Annotated in this window: 14 protein-coding genes; all 14 read right to left on the bottom strand. The window is 57.7% G+C overall.

Annotation, left to right across the window (positions count from 1 at the left end; genetic code table 11):
• Position 1: 1 nt before the first annotated feature.
• A complete protein-coding gene (pheT, locus tag B9Q17_RS11465) occupies positions 2 to 2,374 on the bottom strand; it encodes a phenylalanine--tRNA ligase subunit beta (protein WP_094625332.1) in 2,373 nt (790 codons plus the stop codon).
• Positions 2,375 to 2,446: 72 nt separating this feature from the next.
• Positions 2,447 to 3,445 carry a phenylalanine--tRNA ligase subunit alpha gene (gene pheS / locus B9Q17_RS11460; protein WP_058341178.1) on the bottom strand — a complete coding sequence of 333 codons (999 nt, stop codon included), beginning with the start codon at positions 3,443 to 3,445 and terminating at the stop codon, positions 2,447 to 2,449.
• A 138-nt stretch (positions 3,446 to 3,583) separates the two neighbouring features.
• The gene (rplT, locus tag B9Q17_RS11455; RefSeq protein ID WP_022989373.1) at positions 3,584 to 3,937 is read right to left on the bottom strand and encodes a 50S ribosomal protein L20; all 354 of its coding nucleotides are present in this window, start codon (positions 3,935 to 3,937) and stop codon (positions 3,584 to 3,586) included.
• Between the two features lie 50 nt (positions 3,938 to 3,987).
• Entirely contained in the window at positions 3,988 to 4,179 is a 192-nt protein-coding gene (rpmI, locus tag B9Q17_RS11450; protein WP_007151842.1) for a 50S ribosomal protein L35, read from the bottom strand.
• A 95-nt stretch (positions 4,180 to 4,274) separates the two neighbouring features.
• Positions 4,275 to 4,820 (bottom strand): translation initiation factor IF-3, encoded by a 546-nt coding sequence (infC, locus tag B9Q17_RS11445; protein ID WP_081697581.1) that lies wholly within the window; start codon positions 4,818 to 4,820, stop codon positions 4,275 to 4,277.
• The gene (thrS, locus tag B9Q17_RS11440; RefSeq protein WP_058341177.1) at positions 4,817 to 6,742 is read right to left on the bottom strand and encodes a threonine--tRNA ligase; all 1,926 of its coding nucleotides are present in this window, start codon (positions 6,740 to 6,742) and stop codon (positions 4,817 to 4,819) included. Before thrS ends, infC begins: the two co-directional genes overlap by 4 nt.
• Before the next feature lie 150 nt (positions 6,743 to 6,892).
• A complete protein-coding gene (locus tag B9Q17_RS11435; protein ID WP_094625331.1) occupies positions 6,893 to 9,493 on the bottom strand; it encodes a TRAP transporter permease in 2,601 nt (866 codons plus the stop codon).
• An 81-nt stretch (positions 9,494 to 9,574) separates the two neighbouring features.
• Entirely contained in the window at positions 9,575 to 10,558 is a 984-nt protein-coding gene (locus B9Q17_RS11430; RefSeq protein WP_094625330.1) for a TAXI family TRAP transporter solute-binding subunit, read from the bottom strand.
• 186 nt (positions 10,559 to 10,744) lie between these two features.
• Positions 10,745 to 13,132: an efflux RND transporter permease subunit gene (locus B9Q17_RS11425; protein ID WP_094625329.1), complete on the bottom strand. Its 2,388-nt coding sequence runs from the start codon at positions 13,130 to 13,132 to the stop codon at positions 10,745 to 10,747.
• Positions 13,133 to 13,182: 50 nt separating this feature from the next.
• A complete protein-coding gene (locus B9Q17_RS11420; protein WP_244177376.1) occupies positions 13,183 to 14,328 on the bottom strand; it encodes a WD40/YVTN/BNR-like repeat-containing protein in 1,146 nt (381 codons plus the stop codon).
• 65 nt (positions 14,329 to 14,393) lie between these two features.
• Positions 14,394 to 15,782, bottom strand: a complete 1,389-nt coding sequence (locus B9Q17_RS11415) for a DUF1329 domain-containing protein (RefSeq protein ID WP_094625327.1) — start codon at positions 15,780 to 15,782, stop codon at positions 14,394 to 14,396.
• Between the two features lie 210 nt (positions 15,783 to 15,992).
• Positions 15,993 to 18,635 carry an aminopeptidase N gene (gene pepN / locus B9Q17_RS11410; protein ID WP_094625326.1) on the bottom strand — a complete coding sequence of 881 codons (2,643 nt, stop codon included), beginning with the start codon at positions 18,633 to 18,635 and terminating at the stop codon, positions 15,993 to 15,995.
• Between the two features lie 31 nt (positions 18,636 to 18,666).
• Positions 18,667 to 19,503 (bottom strand): DUF2797 domain-containing protein, encoded by an 837-nt coding sequence (locus B9Q17_RS11405; protein ID WP_094625325.1) that lies wholly within the window; start codon positions 19,501 to 19,503, stop codon positions 18,667 to 18,669.
• Positions 19,500 to 19,799, bottom strand: coding sequence for a YeaC family protein (locus B9Q17_RS11400; RefSeq protein ID WP_094625324.1), 300 nt, complete (start codon positions 19,797 to 19,799; stop codon positions 19,500 to 19,502). Before B9Q17_RS11400 ends, B9Q17_RS11405 begins: the two co-directional genes overlap by 4 nt.
• Between the last annotated feature and the right edge of the window lie 166 nt (positions 19,800 to 19,965).

Below are 19,965 nucleotides of genomic sequence, written 5' to 3'. Positions count from 1 at the left end.
GTCAACTCCTCAGTGTTGCCCCCAGCTCTTCCTTCAGGGCGTCGATGACCCCGTTGAAGACCGAATGCACTTCGTCTTCGTTGAGCGTGCGCTCCGGATGCTGCCAGAACAGGCTGACCGCCAGGCTGCGGTTGCCTTCGCCCAGGCTTTCGCCTTCGTAGACATCAAACACACGCATCGCTGTCAGGTGCTCGCCGGCATGCTTACGGGCGATTTCTTCAACCTGAGCAAACGCCACATCGCTCCCGATAATAATAGCCAAATCCCGACGAACTTCCGGGAATTTCGAAATATCTTTGAAATTAGGCACATATCCGGTAACGATCGAATTCAAGAATAGCTCAAACATCAGGATCGTGCCATTAAGTTCAAGATTTTTCTGCACTTGCGGGTGCAATGTACCCAACCAGCCCACATGCTCGCCGTCGCGCAGCAATTCGGCGGTCTGGCCCGGGTGCAGAGCCGGGTGCTGGCTGGCGAGGAACTGAATCTCGATACCCAGCACTTTGAACAGGCTCTCCAACTCCCCTTTTACATCAAAGAAGTCGGCGGTTCTGCGACCGTTTACCCAGTTTTCCGGCACCTGGTTACCAACCACGACACCGGCCAGCATCGGCTGCTGATCGATGCCATCACCATTCTGTTCGAAACGCAGACCAGTCTCGAACAGGCGAATCCGTGGCTGCTGACGGTTCTGGTTATGGGCAACCGTCTTCAGCAGGCCGCTCCACAGGGTGGTGCGCATGACTGAAAGATCAGCGGAAATCGGGTTCGCCAGGGCGATGCCCTCACGTCCAGGGTCCAGCAGCTGCTGGACCTTCGGGTCTACGAAGCTGTAGGTCACGGCTTCCTGGTAGCCCTGCGCCACAAAGAAATTACGGATAGCAGACAGCGGGCGAACCGCTTCTTCCCGTGCACGAAGACCCAGGGAACCGGTCGGCTCGGTGACCGGCAGGTTGTTGTAACCGTAAATCCGGCCCACTTCCTCGATCAGGTCTTCCTCGATGGAAATATCCGGGCGGAAGCTGGGCACGCTGATGCGCCAGCCGTCTTTCAACAGCTTGTCGGTACGCAGGCCAAGGCGTGTCAGGATTTCTTCAACCGTGGTCCGGTCGATCGCCAGACCCAGCACATCCGCCAGGCGCTGCTCTCGCAGGTCGATGGTGCGCGCCTTGGGCAAGTGTTCGTCGCTGTACACTTCAACAATTTCGCCGGGCTCACCACCGACAATCTCCATCAGCAGGCTGGTAGCCCGCTCCATGGCATCCCGGGCCAGCTCGTAGTCGACGCCACGTTCGAAGCGGTGGGAAGCATCGGTATGCAGGCCATACTCGCGCGCCTTACCGGCCAGGGTGATCGGGTCAAAATAGGCAGACTCCAGCACCAGGTCCCGGGTCTTGGCGCTCACACCAGAGTGCTCGCCACCCATCACACCGGCAATGGCCACCGGCTTCTCGTGATCGGCAATCACCAGGGTGTCTTCGGTCAGTTCCACTTCCTGGCCATCCAGCAACACCAGCTTTTCAGCGGGCTTTGCCATGCGCACCACAATGCCGCCCTTGATCTCTTCGCGATCGAACGCGTGCATGGGCTGACCAAGTTCCAGCATGACGTAGTTGGTGACATCCACCGCCGCGTCAATGGAACGGATACCGGAACGACGCAGCTTTTCCTGCATCCACAGCGGGGTTTCCGCCTGCAGGTTCACGTTACGCAGTACCCGGCCCAGATAGCGGGGACAGCCGGCGGGAGCTTCCACACGAATGTCAGGAACCTCTGAATGCACGGCTTCAACCGGCTCGATAGCCGGTGCGTTCACCAGCAGGCTGTTCAGAACACCCACTTCACGAGCCAGGCCTTTGATGGACAGGCAGTCACTGCGGTTCGGGGTGAGATCTACATCGATGGTGATGTCGTTCAGCTTGAGGTAATCCGCCACGGCCTGCCCCACAGGGGCGTCGGCAGGCAACTCCATCAGGCCATCATGGTTCTCGGACAACGCAAGCTCGGACTCAGAACAGAGCATGCCTTCGGAAGGCTGGCCGCGCAGCTTGGCCTTCTTGATCTTGAAGTTGCCAGGCAACACCGCGCCGACAACCGCGAACGGCACTTTCAGGCCGGCACGCACATTGGGCGCACCACAAACAACCTGCACGGTGTTGGTACCATCGCTCACCTGGCACACACGCAGCTTGTCAGCATCCGGATGGGGTTCGGCGGAGATCACCTCGCCAACCACCACGCCGGTGAATTCGCCAGCCACCGGTTCGAAGCCGTCCACTTCCAGCCCGGCCATAGTGATCTGGTCCATCAATTCCTGGGATCCCAGATTCGGGTTAACCCATTCGCGCAGCCACTGTTCACTGAATTTCATCGTTCTTGCCTTGTCCTGATGCGATTTGTGCGGTTGATTCTGAGCTCTGCGTACGCCGTTCTGCCCTGGGGCTTACCGGAACTGGCGCAGGAAACGCAGGTCGTTTTCGAAGAACATGCGCAGGTCCTTCACGCCGTAGCGCAGCATGGCCAGGCGCTCTACGCCCAGGCCAAAGGCAAAGCCACGATATTCTTCGGCATCAATGCCGCAATGCTCGAACACTTTCGGGTGCACCATGCCGCAGCCCATGACTTCCAGCCACTTGATGCTGCCGTCTGCTTCCCGGCCCCACTCGATATCCACCTCGGCGGATGGCTCGGTGAACGGGAAATAAGACGGACGGAAACGTACTTTCAGGTCACGCTCGAAGAACACCCGCAGGAATTCTTCCACCGTGCTTTTCAGATCCGCAAAGCTGACGTTCTTCTCAACCAGCAACCCCTCCACCTGGTGGAACATGGGGGTGTGGGTCATGTCGGAGTCGCAGCGGTAAACGCGGCCCGGGCAGATCATACGGAACGGCGGCTTGCCGGCTTCCATGGTACGGATCTGGACAGGAGAGGTATGGGTGCGCAGCAGGGTACCGGGATTGAAGTAGAAGGTATCGTGCATGGCGCGGGCCGGGTGATGCCCGGGAATATTCAGGGCCTCGAAGTTGTGGTAATCGTCTTCGATCTCGGGCCCTTGCTCCACGCTGTAACCGGCGCGGGCAAAAATTTCTTCAATACGCTGCAGGGTGCGGGTTACCGGGTGCAGGCCACCCAGGTCCTGGCCACGGCCCGGCAGGGTAACATCAATGGATTCGCTGGCCAGCCTGGCCTCGATGGCCGCCTTCTCGAGATCCGCACGGCGGGCATTGATGGCCTGTTCAACCTGCCCCTTGGCTTCGTTGATCTTCTGACCGGCCGCAGGGCGTTCCTCTGCCGAGAGCTTGCCCAGGGTCTTTGCCTGCTGGGTAATTACGCCCTTCTTGCCGAGGTATTCCACGCGAATTTGATCAAGTGCCTGAAGGTTGTCTGCCTTTTCAACGGCGTTCAACCCGTCCTGAACCAATTGCTCCAGGTTTTCCATTGACCCTGCTCCAAACCAGAAATGGGGTAGGTTAAAACAAAAATAGGGGAAGAGCGTGCCCTTCCCCTATCAGAGGGTGCATTCACGATGACATGAAGCACCCGGATCGATCAGTCATCGATGAAAGAGCTTAAGCGATCACAGGGACGCTTTGGCCTTCTCAACAACAGCGGCAAACGCCTGCTGCTCGTTCATGGCCAGGTCAGCCAGAACCTTACGATCGATTTCAACATTCGCTTTCTTCAAGCCAGCGATCAGACGGCTGTAAGACAGACCGTTTGCACGGGCGCCAGCGTTGATACGGGCAATCCACAGTGCACGGAATGCGCGCTTACGGTTGCGACGGTCACGGTAGGCATACTGACCAGCCTTGATAACCGCCTGCTTGGCAACGCGGAATACACGACTACGAGCGCCGTAATAACCCTTGGCCTGCTTGAGAATCTTCTTGTGACGACGACGTGCTACCACGCCACGCTTTACACGAGCCATACTATAATCCTTCTACCTTTACTTTCTAAGGAACGTTTCGCGCGGCTGGATCAGCACGCGGTCATGCGCTTGATAGATGCAACATCTGACTTGGCGATGAGCTTGGTGCCGCGCAGCTGACGCTTACGCTTCGGGCTCTTCTTGGTCAGGATGTGGCTGGTGAAGGACTGCTTGTGCTTGAAGCCAGTGGCGGTCTTTTTGAACCGCTTGGTAGCTCCGCTCTTGGTTTTCATCTTCGGCATTTTTAAAACTCCGCATTCTATTTTTAAATAAAACAAATTGTGTCCCTGAACGACAAATCCCCCGCCAATGCGGGGGACCCGTCAGAGGATCAGGTTCACTTCTTTTTGCGGGGAGCCACGATCATGGTCATCTGACGGCCTTCCATTTTCGGCCGCATTTCAACCGTTGCAATCTCTTCGATATCGGCTTCAATCCGGCCCATGAGCTTCATACCAAGTTCCTGGTGTGCCATCTCACGGCCGCGAAACCGAATCGTGATCTTGCCGCGGTCCCCGTTCTCAAGGAAACGTACCAGGTTGCGTAGTTTTACCTGATAATCCCCTTCTTCAGTTCCTGGACGGAACTTAAGCTCTTTGACTTGCGTCTGCTTCTGTTTCTTCTTGGCAGCAGCCTTCGCCTTTTTCTCGTCGAAGATCTTCTTGCCGTAATCCATTATCTTACAGACGATCGGATCGGAATCCGTAACCTGTACCAAATCCAGGGTTGCCTCCTCCGCCATCCGGAGGGCTTCCTCGATTGCTACAACACCTACCTGGTTGCCTTCGGCATCGATCAGGCGGACTTCAGTTGCGTCAATATTCTCATTGATAGGCGCTTTAGGAGTGCGCCCACCCCGATTCGTTCGCTGTTTAATAATCAGTTCTCCGTCTTGGTTCTGCCCTTGCGTTGAATGTCGTCAGCCAGCAGCTGTTCAAACGCTTCGAGCGATAAGGTTCCCAGATCTTCACCTTTGCGAGTACGTACGGCAACGGCGTTGTTTTCGATTTCCTTGTCGCCTGCAACGACAAGATAGGGAACCTTGTTAAGAGTATGCTCGCGGATTTTAAAGCCGATCTTCTCGTTTCTCAAGTCAGCATTAACCCGATACCCCAAAGAATCCCACTTTTCGGCCAGTTTCTGACAGTAGTCACGCTGATTATCGGTGATATTCAGGATCGCAACCTGCGTTGGTGCCAGCCAGGTGGGGAAAGCCCCTTCGTATTCTTCGATCAGTATACCGATAAACCGCTCAAAAGACCCGAGCACCGCCCGGTGCAGCATAACCGGCGTTTTCCGCTCGGAATTGTCGGCCACATACTGGGCGCCAAGGCGACCCGGCATGGAGAAATCGACCTGAATGGTACCACACTGCCACACCCGACCGAGACAATCTTTCAGGGAGAACTCGATCTTGGGCCCGTAGAAAGCACCCTCACCCGGCAACAATTCCCAGTCAACGCCTTCGCGATTCAGGGCTTCTTCCAGGGCGGCCTCGGCCTTGTCCCAGACTTCATCGGAACCTACGCGCTTTTCCGGGCGGGTAGACAGTTTGTACAGAATCTCGTTAAAGCCGAAGTCTGCATACACTTCGTGCAGCATTTCGATAAATGCCGATACTTCCTGCTGAATCGCATCTTCTTCGCAGAAGATATGCGCATCATCCTGGGTAAATCCACGCACCCGCATCAGGCCGTGCAGCGCACCGGAAGCTTCATTTCGGTGGCAGGAACCGAATTCCGCCAGGCGCAGTGGCAAATCCTTGTAGCTCTTCAGGCCCTGGTTGAACACCTGCACGTGGCAAGGGCAGTTCATGGGCTTGATGGCATAGTCGTGTTTCTCGGACTCGGTGGTAAACATGCCGTCCTTGAACTTGTCCCAATGCCCGGATTTCTCCCACAAGGTACGGGACACTACCTGCGGAGTCTTGATTTCCTGGTAGCCATGCTGGTGCTGCTTGGCCCGCATGTACTGCTCGATCTCCTGGTACAGAGACCAGCCATCCGGGTGCCAGAACACCATACCCGGAGCTTCTTCCTGCATATGGAACAGGCCCAGTTTCTTACCGATCTTGCGGTGGTCCCGCTTCTCGGCTTCTTCCAGCCGGTTCAGGTAGGCCTTGAGCTCTTTCTTGTTGCCCCAGGCAGTACCGTAAATCCGTTGCAGCTGCTCGTTATTCTGGTCACCGCGCCAGAATGCGCCGGCAACCTTGGTCAGCTTGAAGGCCTTCAACTTGCCGGTGCTGGGCACATGGGGGCCCCGGCACAGGTCAATAAAGTCACCCTGACTGTAGAACGACAGGTCCTCTTCACCGGGAATATCCTCGATGATGCGCACCTTGTACTCTTCGCCCATTTTCTCAAACAGTTTGACCGCGTCTTCCCGGGACATCACAGAACGGGACACCGGCAGGTCCTGCTTGGCCAGTTCTTCCATGCGCTTTTCGATACGCGCCAGGTCTTCGTTGGTGAACGGGCGCTCGTATTTGAAGTCGTAATAGAAGCCGTTTTCGATTACCGGGCCGATGGTCACCTGGGCGCCCGGGAACAGCTCCTGTACGGCCATCGCCATCAGGTGAGCGGTGGAATGGCGGATAACATCCACGCCGTCTTCATCACGTTCCGTTACGATGGCCAGCTCGGTGTCGTTCTCGATCAGGAAACTGGTGTCAACCAGCTTGCCATTCACCTTTCCGGCCAGGGCAGCTTTCGCCAGGCCTGCACCAATATCGGCGGCAACGTCGTGAACGGTTACGGGTTCGGCAAAACTACGGTGGCTGCCATCGGGCAGAGTAATAACGGGCATGATGCTCTCCTGTGGTTTCTCAGCGGTGATCTATACCAAAGATCACATGGTGGCCGGCTGCCGCGATACAAACCGCGGGTCGGTTTGGAGGCGAGTTTAACAGAAAAAAACCCGGCAACAATGCCGGGTTTGTACGAACGCCGATTCAGGTTACGCAGCCTGGGGCTGGGCATCCTCCCTGGCTTTCCGCTTAAGCTGGCCAAAGGCCACCAACGCAAGCAGCAACAGGGCCGGGATGAACATCACCTCCTTCGGCGGCCTTTCCAGCTTGGCCTGCACCGCTTCGATGTTCCAGCCGAAATCGATACCGGCTTCTTCCGCGGCACTGCCGAAGTTCACGAAGTCGACTGCCAGCATGTCGCCACTGACAGACACCTCCAGGCCTGCAGCAGACAACCGCTCAGTTGCCGAATCGCCGGCAGGAATCTCCAGTTGGGTGTAGGTTGTGGTATCACTGCCATCCAGTGCCATACCGGAAACACGGAACACCACTTTCTCGTCTGGCTCAGCCTGCTCGACGTACTCCATGATGGCTTCGCCCTGGCGTTCCTCGTATGGCGGATAAACCATATCCCACCAGAAGCCGGGCCGGAACATGGTGAAGGTAATCAGCAGCAGCAAAACGGTTTCCCACTTGTAGCTGCGGGTAAACCAGTAGCCTTGGGTAGCCGCAGAAAATACCAGCATGGCGGTCACCGCACTGAAGACTGTAATCAACAGATCCACCCAGCCGGTCAGCCCGATCAGCAACAACTGGGTGTTGAAGATGAACATGAACGGCAGGATCGCGGTCCGGATATCGTAGGTGAAGCCCTGAATACCCGTTCGTATGGGATCTGCCCCGGATATGGCGGCCGCCGCGTAGGCGGCCAGCCCCACGGGCGGCGTGTCGTCCGCCAGTATGCCGAAGTAGAACACAAACAGGTGCACCGCAATCAACGGCACCAGCAGGCCGTTCTGGGCCCCCAGAGTCACAATCACCGGCGCCATCAGGGTGGACACCACAATGTAGTTGGCCGTAGTGGGCAGGCCCATACCCAGGATCAGGCTGATCACCGCGGTAAACATCAGCATCAGCAACAAGTTACCGCCAGACAGGAATTCCACGAACTGGGTCATCACCAGCCCGATACCCGTCAGGGTAACCGTACCCACCACGATGCCGGCAGTGGCCGTTGCCACACCGATACCCACCATATTCCGGGCACCGGTGGCCAGGGAGTGGAACAGATCACCGATACCACCGGTGAACTCGCCCATGAAGCCACCATGCTTGCGGAAAAACGCCTTCAGCGGGCGCTGGGTGATGACGATGAAAACCATGAAGAGGGTGGCCCAGAACGCCGACAGCTGGGGCGAGAATCGCTCAACCGTCAGGCACCAGACCAGCACCACCACCGGAAGCAGGTAATACAGCCCGGTTTTCACCGTAGGGCCGACTTCCGGAAGTTCATCCATGGCCTTGTCCGGATCATCTTCCTCCAGTTCCGGGAAGCGGGTGGCATAGCCAATCAACGCCACGTAGATGGCAACCAGGACGGGGCCAAGCACCCAGGGTGCCGCTTCTCCAAGCACACCCTTGGTCCAGCCGACGCCGTAATAGACGGCAAAGGTCAGCACAATCAGCCCGATCAGTACCACCACCCAGTTCAGCATGCGCTGAGCCAGGGATGGCCGGTTCGGCCGCTCAATGCCGTGCATCTTCAGCTTGCAGGCTTCCAGGTGCACGATGTAGATCAATGCCACGTAGGAAATCAGCGCCGGCAGAATCGCATGCTTGATCACTTCCAGGTAGGAAATGCCGACATATTCTACCATCAGGAACGCCGCAGCACCCATGATCGGCGGGGTCAGCTGACCGTTGGTGGACGCAGCCACCTCAACCGCACCGGCCTTGGTAGCCGGGAAACCCACCCGCTTCATCAGCGGAATGGTAAAGGTACCGGTGGTCACCACGTTGGCAATGGAAGACCCGGAAATCACACCGCTCAGGCCACTGGACACCACCGCCGCCTTGGCCGGGCCGCCCTTCATATGGCCGAGCATGGCGTAGGCAACCTTGATGAAATAGTTGCCGGCGCCCGCCCGCTCGAGCAGAGCACCGAAGAGCACAAACAGGAAGACGAAGCTGGTGGAAACCCCGAGAGCAACACCGAACACGCCTTCTGTGCCCAGCCACTGGTGTGAAGCCAGTTTATTCAGGCTGACCCCTTTGTGGGAGATGACATCCGGCATATAGGGGCCGGCAAGGGAATAGCCTATAAACACCGCTGCAACAATCGTCAACGGCAGGCCAAGCGCCCGCCGGGTTGCCTCAAGTAACAGCACCAGGCCAACCATTGCCACCCACAAATCCGCGGTAATCGGTGCACCCGGTCGCGTAGCCAGCTGGTCGTAGAAAACGTAGAGATAAGACGCCGCAAAGGCCGCGGCCAGGGCCAGCACCCAGTCATAGATGGGCACCTTGTTGGCATGAACCCCCTTAATCATAGGGAATGCCGAAAACGCCAGAAATACCGCAAACGCCAGGTGAATGGAGCGGGCTTCTGTCGAGTTGAAAATACCGAAATTCAGAATGAACGGCAGGGGTGAGGCGATCCAGAGCTGGAACAAAGACCAGCATACCGGAATGATGAAGAGGAGCACCGCTGCCGGGCCTTGCAGGGCACGGCCACCGGTTTCGGTCTGCAGTACCTCACTTACCTTTGCGGCATCCGCACCTGCCCCGGTGCCCGGGTCATTCGTTGCCATAGAACGTTCCTGCAAATAAAAAACAGTCTGACTGAATCAACAGAGCGGGCTTGGCGCCCGCTCTGCTCTCTACCCGGCTGATCAGTCGATCAGACCAGCTTCACGGTAGTACTTGGCCGCACCCGGGTGCAGCGGTGCACTCAGGGCATCAGAGACCATTTCTTCCTTCTTCAGGTTGCCAAACGCCGGGTGCAGGCGCTTGAAGCTGTCAAAGTTCTCGAATACCGCCTTGACCACTTCGTATACCACGTCGTCCGGCACATCGGTGGAAGACACAAAGGTAGCTGCCACACCGAAAGTGGTTACGTCATTGTCGGAACCACGGTACATGCCGCCGGGGATAACCGCCTTACGGTAGTACGGGTTATCGTCGATCAGCTTCTTGGTGGCTGCGTTATCCACGTTCACCAGTACGCTGTCACAGGAAGTGGTGGCTTCCTTGATGGCACCGGAGGGGTGGCCAACGGTATAGAAGAAGGCATCGATGTTGCCATCACACAGGGCCTGGGACTGCTCTGCCGCCTTGATTTCGGCCGCCAGGGAGAACTTGTCCAACTCCCAGCCCATTTCCTTCATCAGAACTTCTGCGGTCGCGCGCTGGCCGGAACCCGGGTTACCCACGGAAACCCGCTTGCCTTCCAGGTCTTCGAAGTTCTTGATGCCGGAGCCTTTGCTGGCAACAACGGTGAACGGCTCCGGGTGCATGGAGAATACCGCGCGCAGCTTTTCATTCTTGCCCGCGTCAGTGAACTCGCTGGTGCCGTTGTAGGCATGGTACTGCCAGTCAGACTGGGCAACCGCCAGGTCCAGTTCGCCGGCACGAATGGCATTCAGGTTATAGACAGAACCACCGGTGCTCTCTACCGAGCAACGGATACCGTGTTCCTTACGATCCATGTTCACGAGACGACAGATCGCGCCACCCGCCGGGTAATAAACGCCGGTTACACCGCCAGTGCCGATGGTTACGAAGCGCTGCTCCTGGGCAGAAACTGCAGTCGATGCAGCTCCCAGAGAAACAGCTGCAGCCATGGCAAAAGCGGACGCTTTGAGTTTCAGTGTCATGTGTGCTCTTCCTTTTTCTTGGTCGTTGTAATCAATTGCCCGCCCAGAAATACGGACAAACATCCGGTTCGTTTTAAAACATAGAACACTTCGGGCGATAAATAAAGAAAGGATTAGTTCGCTAACCAGCTGAGTAATCAAGAAAAAAGCCCGCTTACGCGGGCTTTCGGGGGCTTTAGCCAATCATTAAGGCTTGGCTGCGCGGGCTTTCGCCAGCATTTTGTCCGGTCTCAGCAGGAACCGGGCCAGTGCTGGCAACAGCCAGATCGCTCCCACCATGTTCCACAGGAACATGAAGAACAGCAGGAAGCCCATATCCGCCTGGAACTTGATCGGCGAGAAGATCCAGGTCACTACACCAAGGCCCAGGGTCACGCCGGTGAAGATAACGGCCTTACCGGTCGAACGCAGGGTTTCATAGTAAGCCTCCTGCAGCGTCTTTCCTTCCAGCAGGAACTTCTCGAGCTTGGCGTAGATGTAGATACCGTAGTCGACACCAATACCCACGCCCAGCGCGATTACCGGCAGGGTCGCTACCTTGATACCGATACCGGACACCGCCATGATCGCCTCACACAGAATGGAGGTCAGGCCCAGCGGAATTACGATACAGGCCACCGCACGAAGTGAACGGAAGGTCAGGAAGCACAGCAAGCTCACAACACCGTAAACCAGCATCAGCATCATATCCTTGGCGCTGGAAATTACCTCGTTGGTGGCCGCCTCGATACCTGCGTTACCGGCCGCCAGCAGGAAGGTGTGCTCTTCGTTGCTGTTGGTCTGGGCGAAGGCTTCAACGCGCTCGACCACGGTTTCCAGGGTTTCCGCCTTGTGATCTTCCAGGAACACCAGCACCGGAGTCAGGTCGCAACTGGTGTTGATCAGGCCGGCCGGCGCGTCCCGGATAGACGCATTGATGATGGTCTGGTTGCGGGAAATCTCGAACCACTTCCAGTTACCCTCGTTCAGGGCCTTGGTCACCAGCTTGGAAACATCTGCCAGGGATGCGGAACTCTGCACGCCCGGGGTGTTCTGCAGCTGCCACTGAAGGCTGTCCATGGCGCGCAGCACGTTGTACTGGGTGCACTGCTCTTCCGGGGTTTTCACCATCACCACCAATACATCAGCACTGGTGGAGTAGTTGTTGATGATGTAGGCGTTGTCCTTGTTGTAGCGGGAATCTGCACGCAACTCCGGCGCACCCTGGTCCAGGTCACCTACTTTCAGATCTTGCTTGTAGTACATGCCAAGACCCAGGCCAATCACTGCAATCAGCAGGGAAATCGGCGCAACCCCCGGATGGGCGAAATAGGACATGACCCGCCACTTGCGATCCTGCTTTGCACCATGATTCTGTACGTGCCGGACACCGCCTTTGGAGATGCCGATATAAGACATGATCAGAACATGCAACACCAGGTTGGTGATAATCACAAACGCCACACCCAGGCCGGCAGCAACGGCGAGGTCACGGATAACGTCGATTTCGATGAACACCAGGGTCAGGAAGCCCATGGCATCGGAAATCAACGCCAGCATGCCCGGGATATACAGGGCACGGAATGCCAGGCGGGCTGCAGTGACAGCATCAAAGCCCTTGGCCGCTTCCACAGCCATGGCGTTAACAATCTGTACGCCGTGGCTGATACCGATCGCAAACACCAGGAACGGCACCAGCACCGAGTACGGGTCCAGTCCATAGCCCAGAAGCCGGAGAGTACCCAGCTGCCAGAACACAGCGATGATGGAGGTCAGCACCGGGATCAGCGTGCCGGCGATGCAGCGGGAATACCAGAACAGCAGCAACGTGGTCAGCAGGATGGTGATGCCGGCAAACCAGGCAATGGAACCGATACCTTCAATCAGGTCGCCCACTTTCTTGGCAAAGCCAACGATGTGGATGCTGATTTCCGGGTTCTGCTCCTGGTATTTGCTGCGAATCTTTTCTTCGAGCTCTTTGGAGAACGCTGCGTAATCCAGCGGCTCGCCGGTTTCCGGGTTGGTCTCGTACAGCGGCGCGTACACAATCGTGGAACGGAAGTTGTCTGAAATCAGGCGGCCTACTTCGTTCGAACGCAGTACGTTCTGGCGCAACTGCTCAAGACTCTCGCGAGTGCCGTCGTAAGTGTCCGGAATCACGGTACCACCCTGGAAGCCCTGCTCGGTCACTTCCACCCAACGCACGTTGGAGGTCCAGAGAGACTTCAGGCCGGAACGGTCAACACCGTTCAGGTAGAACATCTCGTCGGTAATCTGCTTCAGGGTTTCCATGTATTCGGCGGTAAAAATGTCGCCGTCTTCCACCGCAACCGCAATACGCACGAAGTTACCCAGGTTTTCCAGGTCGTCCCGGTGTTCGAGCATATTCACAATGTACGGATGCTCGAGCGGAATCATCCGCTCGAAGCTGGCGTCTGGCTGGATCTTCACGGCGTTGTAGCCGAGGAACAGCGTCAGCACAAAGAACGCGATAAGAATCAGCGCCCGGTTATTAAAAATCAAACGCTCAAGGAACGGCTCCGCCTTGGGCGTTGTCAGGTAATGTTCACCCCTGTCATGCATCGGGTCAGACATTAAAAAACCCCTCTATCCATTAAATCCGTTGATGCCACACCAGGGCGCTATTACAGGTCCCGGCCGCGGGAATCGGTGATCATCACACCGCCCTCGCCTACCAGAAGAAGATTGGTTCCGCTCAGTGGAACCACACCCATGACACCCTCCCGGTCGTTCCGGAAGTGCGCGCGGAAACTTTCACCACCGTTGCTGCTCATCAGCACCGCGCCGCTGTTACCCACCAGGGTGACCCGGCCATCGTCTGCAACCGAACCGTTGTTCAGGGTGGTGCCGCCTTCGTTAGCAACCATGGTCCAGCTGCGGCCCAGATCCGTCGATAACATGGTGTTACCGCGAAGACCGAAGGCCAGCACTTCATTCACCTTGCCGGTACCCATCACGCCGAACAGTGAGCCATCGTAGGGGCTCTCGCGCCGCTCCCAGGTATCACCGTTATCGACGGACACATGCACCTGGCCGGCTTCGCCCACGATCACCAGCCCACCACCGGTTACCCGGGCTACGCTGTTCAAATGGAAGTTCTGCGGGTTGCTAAGCTGCGGGCCCCAGTCTTCCCAGGTTTCACCGCCATCCTGGGTGCGCAGGACCATGCCGTAGGCACCCACCACGAAGCCATGCTGGTCGTTTTCAAACCACACATCCAGTAACGGGTTAACCGGGCCGATTTCCATGTCTGCCTGCACGTTCTCCAGGGCAAAGAACAGGTCATCCAGCGCCCATTCCAGGTCGCCCTTTTCGGCTTCCGGAGCCTGTTCGATACGCTCCTCCATCGCAGCAATCTGCTCTTCCCGGCTTTCGATCACCAGCTCGGCCGCCTGCAGGCCATCGAACTGCAGCTGCCAGGTAGCCCCGGCATCCCCGGAATGCAGCACCACACCACTGTGGCCAACAACCCAGCCGCTGCTGTCGCTGCCAAAATCCACGGCGTTCAGCGTCACCGATACCGGCACCTCGGCCTGGGTCCAGGTTTGCCCTTCATCATCGGAGTAAATCACATGCCCGCGCTCGCCAACGGCAACAATGCGGTCACCCGCACGGGTGGCGTCGTTGAGCAGGGATTCCGGAGCCAGGTCCGACATTAAAGCCGGGGTCTCGATGATATCTGTCAGCGCATACGCCGCAGGTGCTGCCAATGCCATGGACAGGCCAAGACAGGCAGAACCCAGTGTCTCGCACATGAACCTATTAGCCATTCAGATTGCCTTTACGTTGGTTAGATCAGAAAGCTGCCGGCGCGGGCCGGAGCCCGCGCCAAAACTCAGCGTACACTTCGTCTGCGCAGGGAAGCCGGCGAGAAGTAACGCTTGCTGGGTACGTCGTCAGTGAACACACGGGTGTTGGGTTCTTCGGTATCCAGGCCCAGAACATGGTAACGACGGGCCTGCAGGTCGTGGTACACATCCAGTGCTGTCCACACACCCGGCATGTCGTAATAGTTCTTGGCGATACCCATGGTTACGCGCCAGAGCTCACCACGGCCGTCGTACTGGTCGAGCAGCAGAGTGTTCCAGCTGTCGGCATCGACATAGAAACGACGCTTGGCGTAGATGTGGCGCTCACCATCCTTGAGGGTGGCTTCAACCACGTGCACCCGGTGCAATTCCCAGCGGGTAAGGTCAGGATTCAGGTGGGAAATACCCAGAATCTCGGAATACGGAGTGCCCTTTTCGCCAATCTTGTAGTTGTTGTAGGGCACGTAGATTTCCCGCATCCCTTCGTAATTCCAGTTATAGCGATCCATGGCACCGTTGAAAATATCGGTGTCGTCGGCCGTCCGAAGGTTATCGGCCGCCGCGATCGGGGAGTCGTAACCCAGGTTGGGTGCCCGGCGCACACGGCGCTGCCCGGCGTTATAACCCCAGCCATTACGGGGGCTGACGATCTGGTTCAGGGTTTCATGAACCAGGATCGCACCACCGGCAAGGCGGGGCGGAGACTGGGTGAAAGACAGGTAGTAGAAAATGATGTTATCGAGATCTTTTTCACTGCCTTCCGGGCTGTAGAAGTTGAAAAAGGCTTCCTGCTGGGACGTCACCAGGCCGTAATCCCCGTTGGGCTGCACGGCCACTTCACTGGAACGACGGGTCAGGGATATACCGCGCCAGCGGGTCAGGTGGTTCCAGATCACCTGCCAGGCCTTTTCTTCGTTATTGCCATGCAGGATCGGGAAAGGATAGCCACCGAAGGCGCCATCAAGGCCTTCAGCCTCACCAACCACTTCCGCATTCACTGCGTTCTTGCGGGTATTCTCGGCAACCCAGTCAGGAACCGCATGGGTACGGCGGGACTGGTAAACCGGAATCTGGAAGGTGGTCGGGTAGGTTTCAAACATGGCCTTCAGGCCATCGGTCAGGTGCTCGCTGTACTGGTCCATGTTGGACGCATTGATGGTGAACAGCACCTGGTCGTTCGGAAACGGGTTGATATGGTGTTGGCCACTGCCCTGATAGCCGGCCGGAGGCTCTGTCAGGCCACCGTCCCACGCCGGGATGGTGCCATCGGCGTTTCCGGCCTTGACCGAACCGAAAGGGGTTAAATCATTACCCAGCCGCGCTGCCTCTGAAGCAGACACAGCTGCGTAAACGGGGGATGCGGCGAAGGAAGCTGCCAGCAGCCCACCCAAAAGAACGTTTTTGTTGTATCTCATTGTGCAACCTTTCCGTCTGGAAGCCTCTGTCGGGCTTTATTGTTATGGTCTGATGCAATCGCAGACTTTCCAACAGATTAGCCGATTGAGCAACATTGTCTATCGACCGAAAGTGCGATTTTGTATCAGGCTGTGACGACGGTTGAAAAAACACAAAACGATACACAGCCAGCGCGGGCCCGTGCGCCTGGCTCGGGCCCCGCCAGCAGGTCAGCCTGCCAGGCTCTTATGCACAACTTCGTACAGGTCACGGGACAGGTTATCTTTGTCCCGGATGCCTTCCAGTGCCGCTTTCATCTGGCTGGAGTAGGCAGGTGCGAACTTCCGCCAGCGCGTTAACGGCGTTACCAGGCGGGAGGCAATCTGCGGGTTGCTGTCATCCAGGCGGCAAACCTGCCCGGCCAGGAACTGATAGCCACTGCCATCAGGATTATGGAACGCCGCCAGGTTCTGGCCGGCAAATACACCCACTACGGAGCGCACCTTGTTCGGGTTTTTCCAGTCAAAGGCCGGATGCTCCAGCAGCTGCAGGATGTGTGGCAGCTGGCCGGCCTGGCCGCTGGACGCCTGTACCGAGAACCAGAGCTCCACCACCTGCGGATCATCGCTGAAGCGCTGGTAGAAGCTCTCGAGGGCCTGCTCACGATCTGCTGCAAAGCCGGAATTGACCAGCGCCCGCAGGGCACCCAGGCGATCCGTCATGTTGTCTGCACTGCGGAACTGCTCTAACGCCAGCTCCCGGGCCCGCTCATCGTCAATACTCATCAACCAGCCCAGCGCGGTATTGCACAGGCTGCGACGGGCAATGGCATCCGGGCCCAGCTGGTAATCGCCCTGCTCCCGGTTGCGCTGGTAACAGGCCAGCAGGTCATCTTTCAGCTCTTGTGCCAGGTGCTTCAACACCCGCTCCCGGGCCGCGTGGATAGCCGGCACATCGGCCTGCTCCGCCAGTTCTACCAGGTAGGCTTCCGACGGCAGCAACAGCATCTTGGCCACCAGCGCCTGGTCCAGAGAGGCATCGTTCAGCAATTTGCGGTAGGCATCCGCCAGCCGCGGCTCAACCTCGGCCTGCTCCGGCGTACCCACCAGAGACTGGATAACATCCACGGCCAGGCGCTGGCCCGCATCCCAACGATTGAAGCCGTCCGGATCGTGGCTCATCAGGAACAACAGCTGTTCCCGGCTCCACGGATACTGCACCCGCACCGGCGCCGAGAAATCCCGCAGCAGGGACGGCACCGGCCGTTCAGCCAGGCCATGGAATTCGAAACGGTGCTCGGCCTCAGTCAGCTCCAGCACCCGCTCCAGCGGGCCGTCCTGTTCGCCAGCGCTGATATTCAGCGGCAACGGCTGGCCTTTGCTGTCGAGCAGGCCCATGGCGAACGGAATGTGCTGAGGCTTCTTGCCGGTCTGCCCCGGCGTGTCGGGAATGTTCTGGCGGATGGTCAGGCCATACACACCCTTATCCGCATCGTAGTCATCTTCCACGCTAACCACCGGCGTGCCTGCCTGTTCGTACCACAACCGGAACTGGCTCAGGTCGCGGCCGGACGCATCTTCCATGGCCTTGACGAAATCATCCGTGGTCACCGCCTGGCCATCGTGGCGCTCGAAGTACAGATCACTGCCCTTGCGGAACAGTTCGTCGCCAAGCAGGTTGTGAATCATCCGTACCACTTCCGCCCCTTTCTCGTAGATGGTCAGGGTGTAGAAGTTGGAGATCTCCATGTAAGACGCGGGCCGCACCGGATGGGCCATGGGGCCGGCATCTTCCGCGAACTGTGCGGTGCGCAACAGGGTAACGTCTTCAATGCGCTTGACCGTTGGCGATCCCATGTCGGCGGAGAACTGGGAATCCCGGAACACGGTGAAGCCTTCCTTCAGGCTCAGCTGGAACCAGTCACGACAGGTGACCCGGTTGCCGGACCAGTTGTGGAAGTACTCGTGGGCGACAATGGCTTCGATACGCTGGAAGGTGGCGTCGGTCGCCGTGTCCTGGCTGGCCAGCACGCAGGACGAATTGAAAATATTCAGCCCCTTGTTTTCCATGGCCCCCATGTTGAAATCATCCACCGCCACGATCATGAAGATATCCAAGTCGTATTCGCGGCCGTAGACGTCTTCATCCCAGCGCATGGAGCGCTTGAGGGCGTCCATGGCGAAATCGCACTTCTGCGCGTTGCGGGGCTCCACGTACATTCGCAGGTCAATGTTACGGCCGGAACAGGTGGTGAAGGTGTTTTTTTTCTCTACCAGGTCTCCGGCTACCAGCGCGAACAGATAAGCCGGCTTGGGGAACGGGTCTTCCCAGGTGACAAAGTGGCGGCCGTTTTCGAGCTCGCCCTGCGCTACCGAGTTGCCGTTAGACAACAGTACCGGGTAAGCGCCTTTATCGGCTTCAATCCGGGTGCGGAACCGAGCCATCACATCCGGGCGATCCGGGTAGAAGGTAATGCAACGGAAGCCCTCGGCCTCGCACTGGGTACAGAACATACCGGAGGACTTGTACAAACCTTCCAGCCGGGTATTGTTTTGCGGCTCGATCCAGGTGACCACCTGCAATTCGAATTGCTCCGGCACCGAAGGCACAATCAGCGCATCGCCACGGTCTTCGAAATCACCGGCAGCCAGCACTGAGCCATTCAGGGCCACCGACTCAAGCTTCAGGCTGTCGCCGTGCAGGAAGAGCGGCGCACCGGCCTCCGCAGACTCAGGGTTACGACGCACAGACAGGGTGCTGTGCACCCGGGCGCCGTCTTCAAACAATTCGAAACGCAGATCCACGTGGTCAACCAGATACGCAGGAACCTTGTATTCACTCAGGTAAATGGTTTGTGGCTGGTTGGTTCGCATTCATACTCTCCAGACAAAAGACATGGCGGGCTCAGTCGAGAACCCGGAACCGGACTTCATAGCCGGTAAATTTGCGGATATTGATCACCCCGGTGTCCAGCATCAGGTACTGCGCTTTGATACCTTCAAGCAGCCCTTCCACTTCCGGCGTTTTATCCAGATTATGGGTTTTCACTTTCGCCGGCCATACCTGAACCGGATAACCCAGCCCAAGTGAGGCCTCGTCCACAATCCGGATGCTGTCTTCGCCGTGCTCTGCACGCAATTGCGCCAGGTCGTCTTCGATCAGCTCCAGGATTCTCTGGCGCTCCTGAGCCAGGTCCAGCTCCGGCACATCGCCCTTGAGCATGGCCCGCCAGTTGGTGCGATCGGCCACATGGCTCTTGCACGCCACTTCTACCAGCCCGGAAAGGTACCGGCTGGAAACCCGCAGCATGGGGATCGCCGTCACCGCGCCCTGGTCAATCCAGCGCGTAGGCACTTGCGAGCCCCGGGTAATACCCACTTTCAGGCCACTGGAATTGGCCAGATACACCACATGCTCCACCATGCAATTGGCTTCGCCCCATTCCGGCTCCCGGCAGGTGCCCAGGTGAAAATGGCATTTTTCCGGGCTCATGATGCAGCTGTCGCAAGCCGCCAGCTTGCGGAAGCAGGGGTAACAAAAGCCCTGGTTGAAACTCTTCTTGGTGGTGCGATCACAATGGATGCAGCGAATCACACCCTCGAAATCGATCCTTACCTTTCGCCCCATCAGGTCGTTCAGGGCAATGCGGGCATCACCCACCGCCAGGGCATAGGCTACCGGGTCGCCGGCTTCGGCCGGCATCTTGCGAAGACGGCCGGTTACATCAATGGAGTCGCTCAAACCTTGACCTCTACAAACTGATCCGGATCGACATCATCGTTGCCCTGGCGATCCTTGCGGAACTGCACAGACGGGTCACAGGCGGTGCCCGCCTTTTCGCCCCGGTCGAGGTAGCCGACACGCTGCTCTTCCGGCACCTTGTGCTTTTCTTCGTAATAGATCACCGCTTCCAGGCTGATTTCCCGCTGCTCACGGGTCAGGGCACGGCCGTCCGGCCACTTGCCCAGCTCAATTGCCTGTTTCAGATTGCGGTACACGTTCGGATCCAGCCGCTCGATCAACTCTTCGTAGGTCATTGCCCACCTCCTGAAAATTTGTTCATTGAAAAATCGGCAAATCCGTTTGACAGACGCAAATGATAACAATTATCATTAATTCACCAAATGACAGACGGTCGTATCATTTGGTCTCTCTCATCAGGAGCTAAAACGCTCTTTTTATGCCCCACCTTCCGGTGGGGCT

The organism is Marinobacter vinifirmus, assembly GCF_002258215.1.
Lineage (GTDB): Bacteria > Pseudomonadota > Gammaproteobacteria > Pseudomonadales > Oleiphilaceae > Marinobacter > Marinobacter vinifirmus.
The sequence above is the reverse complement of the archived record's forward strand: the minus strand, read 5'-3'. Positions and strand labels throughout refer to the sequence as shown.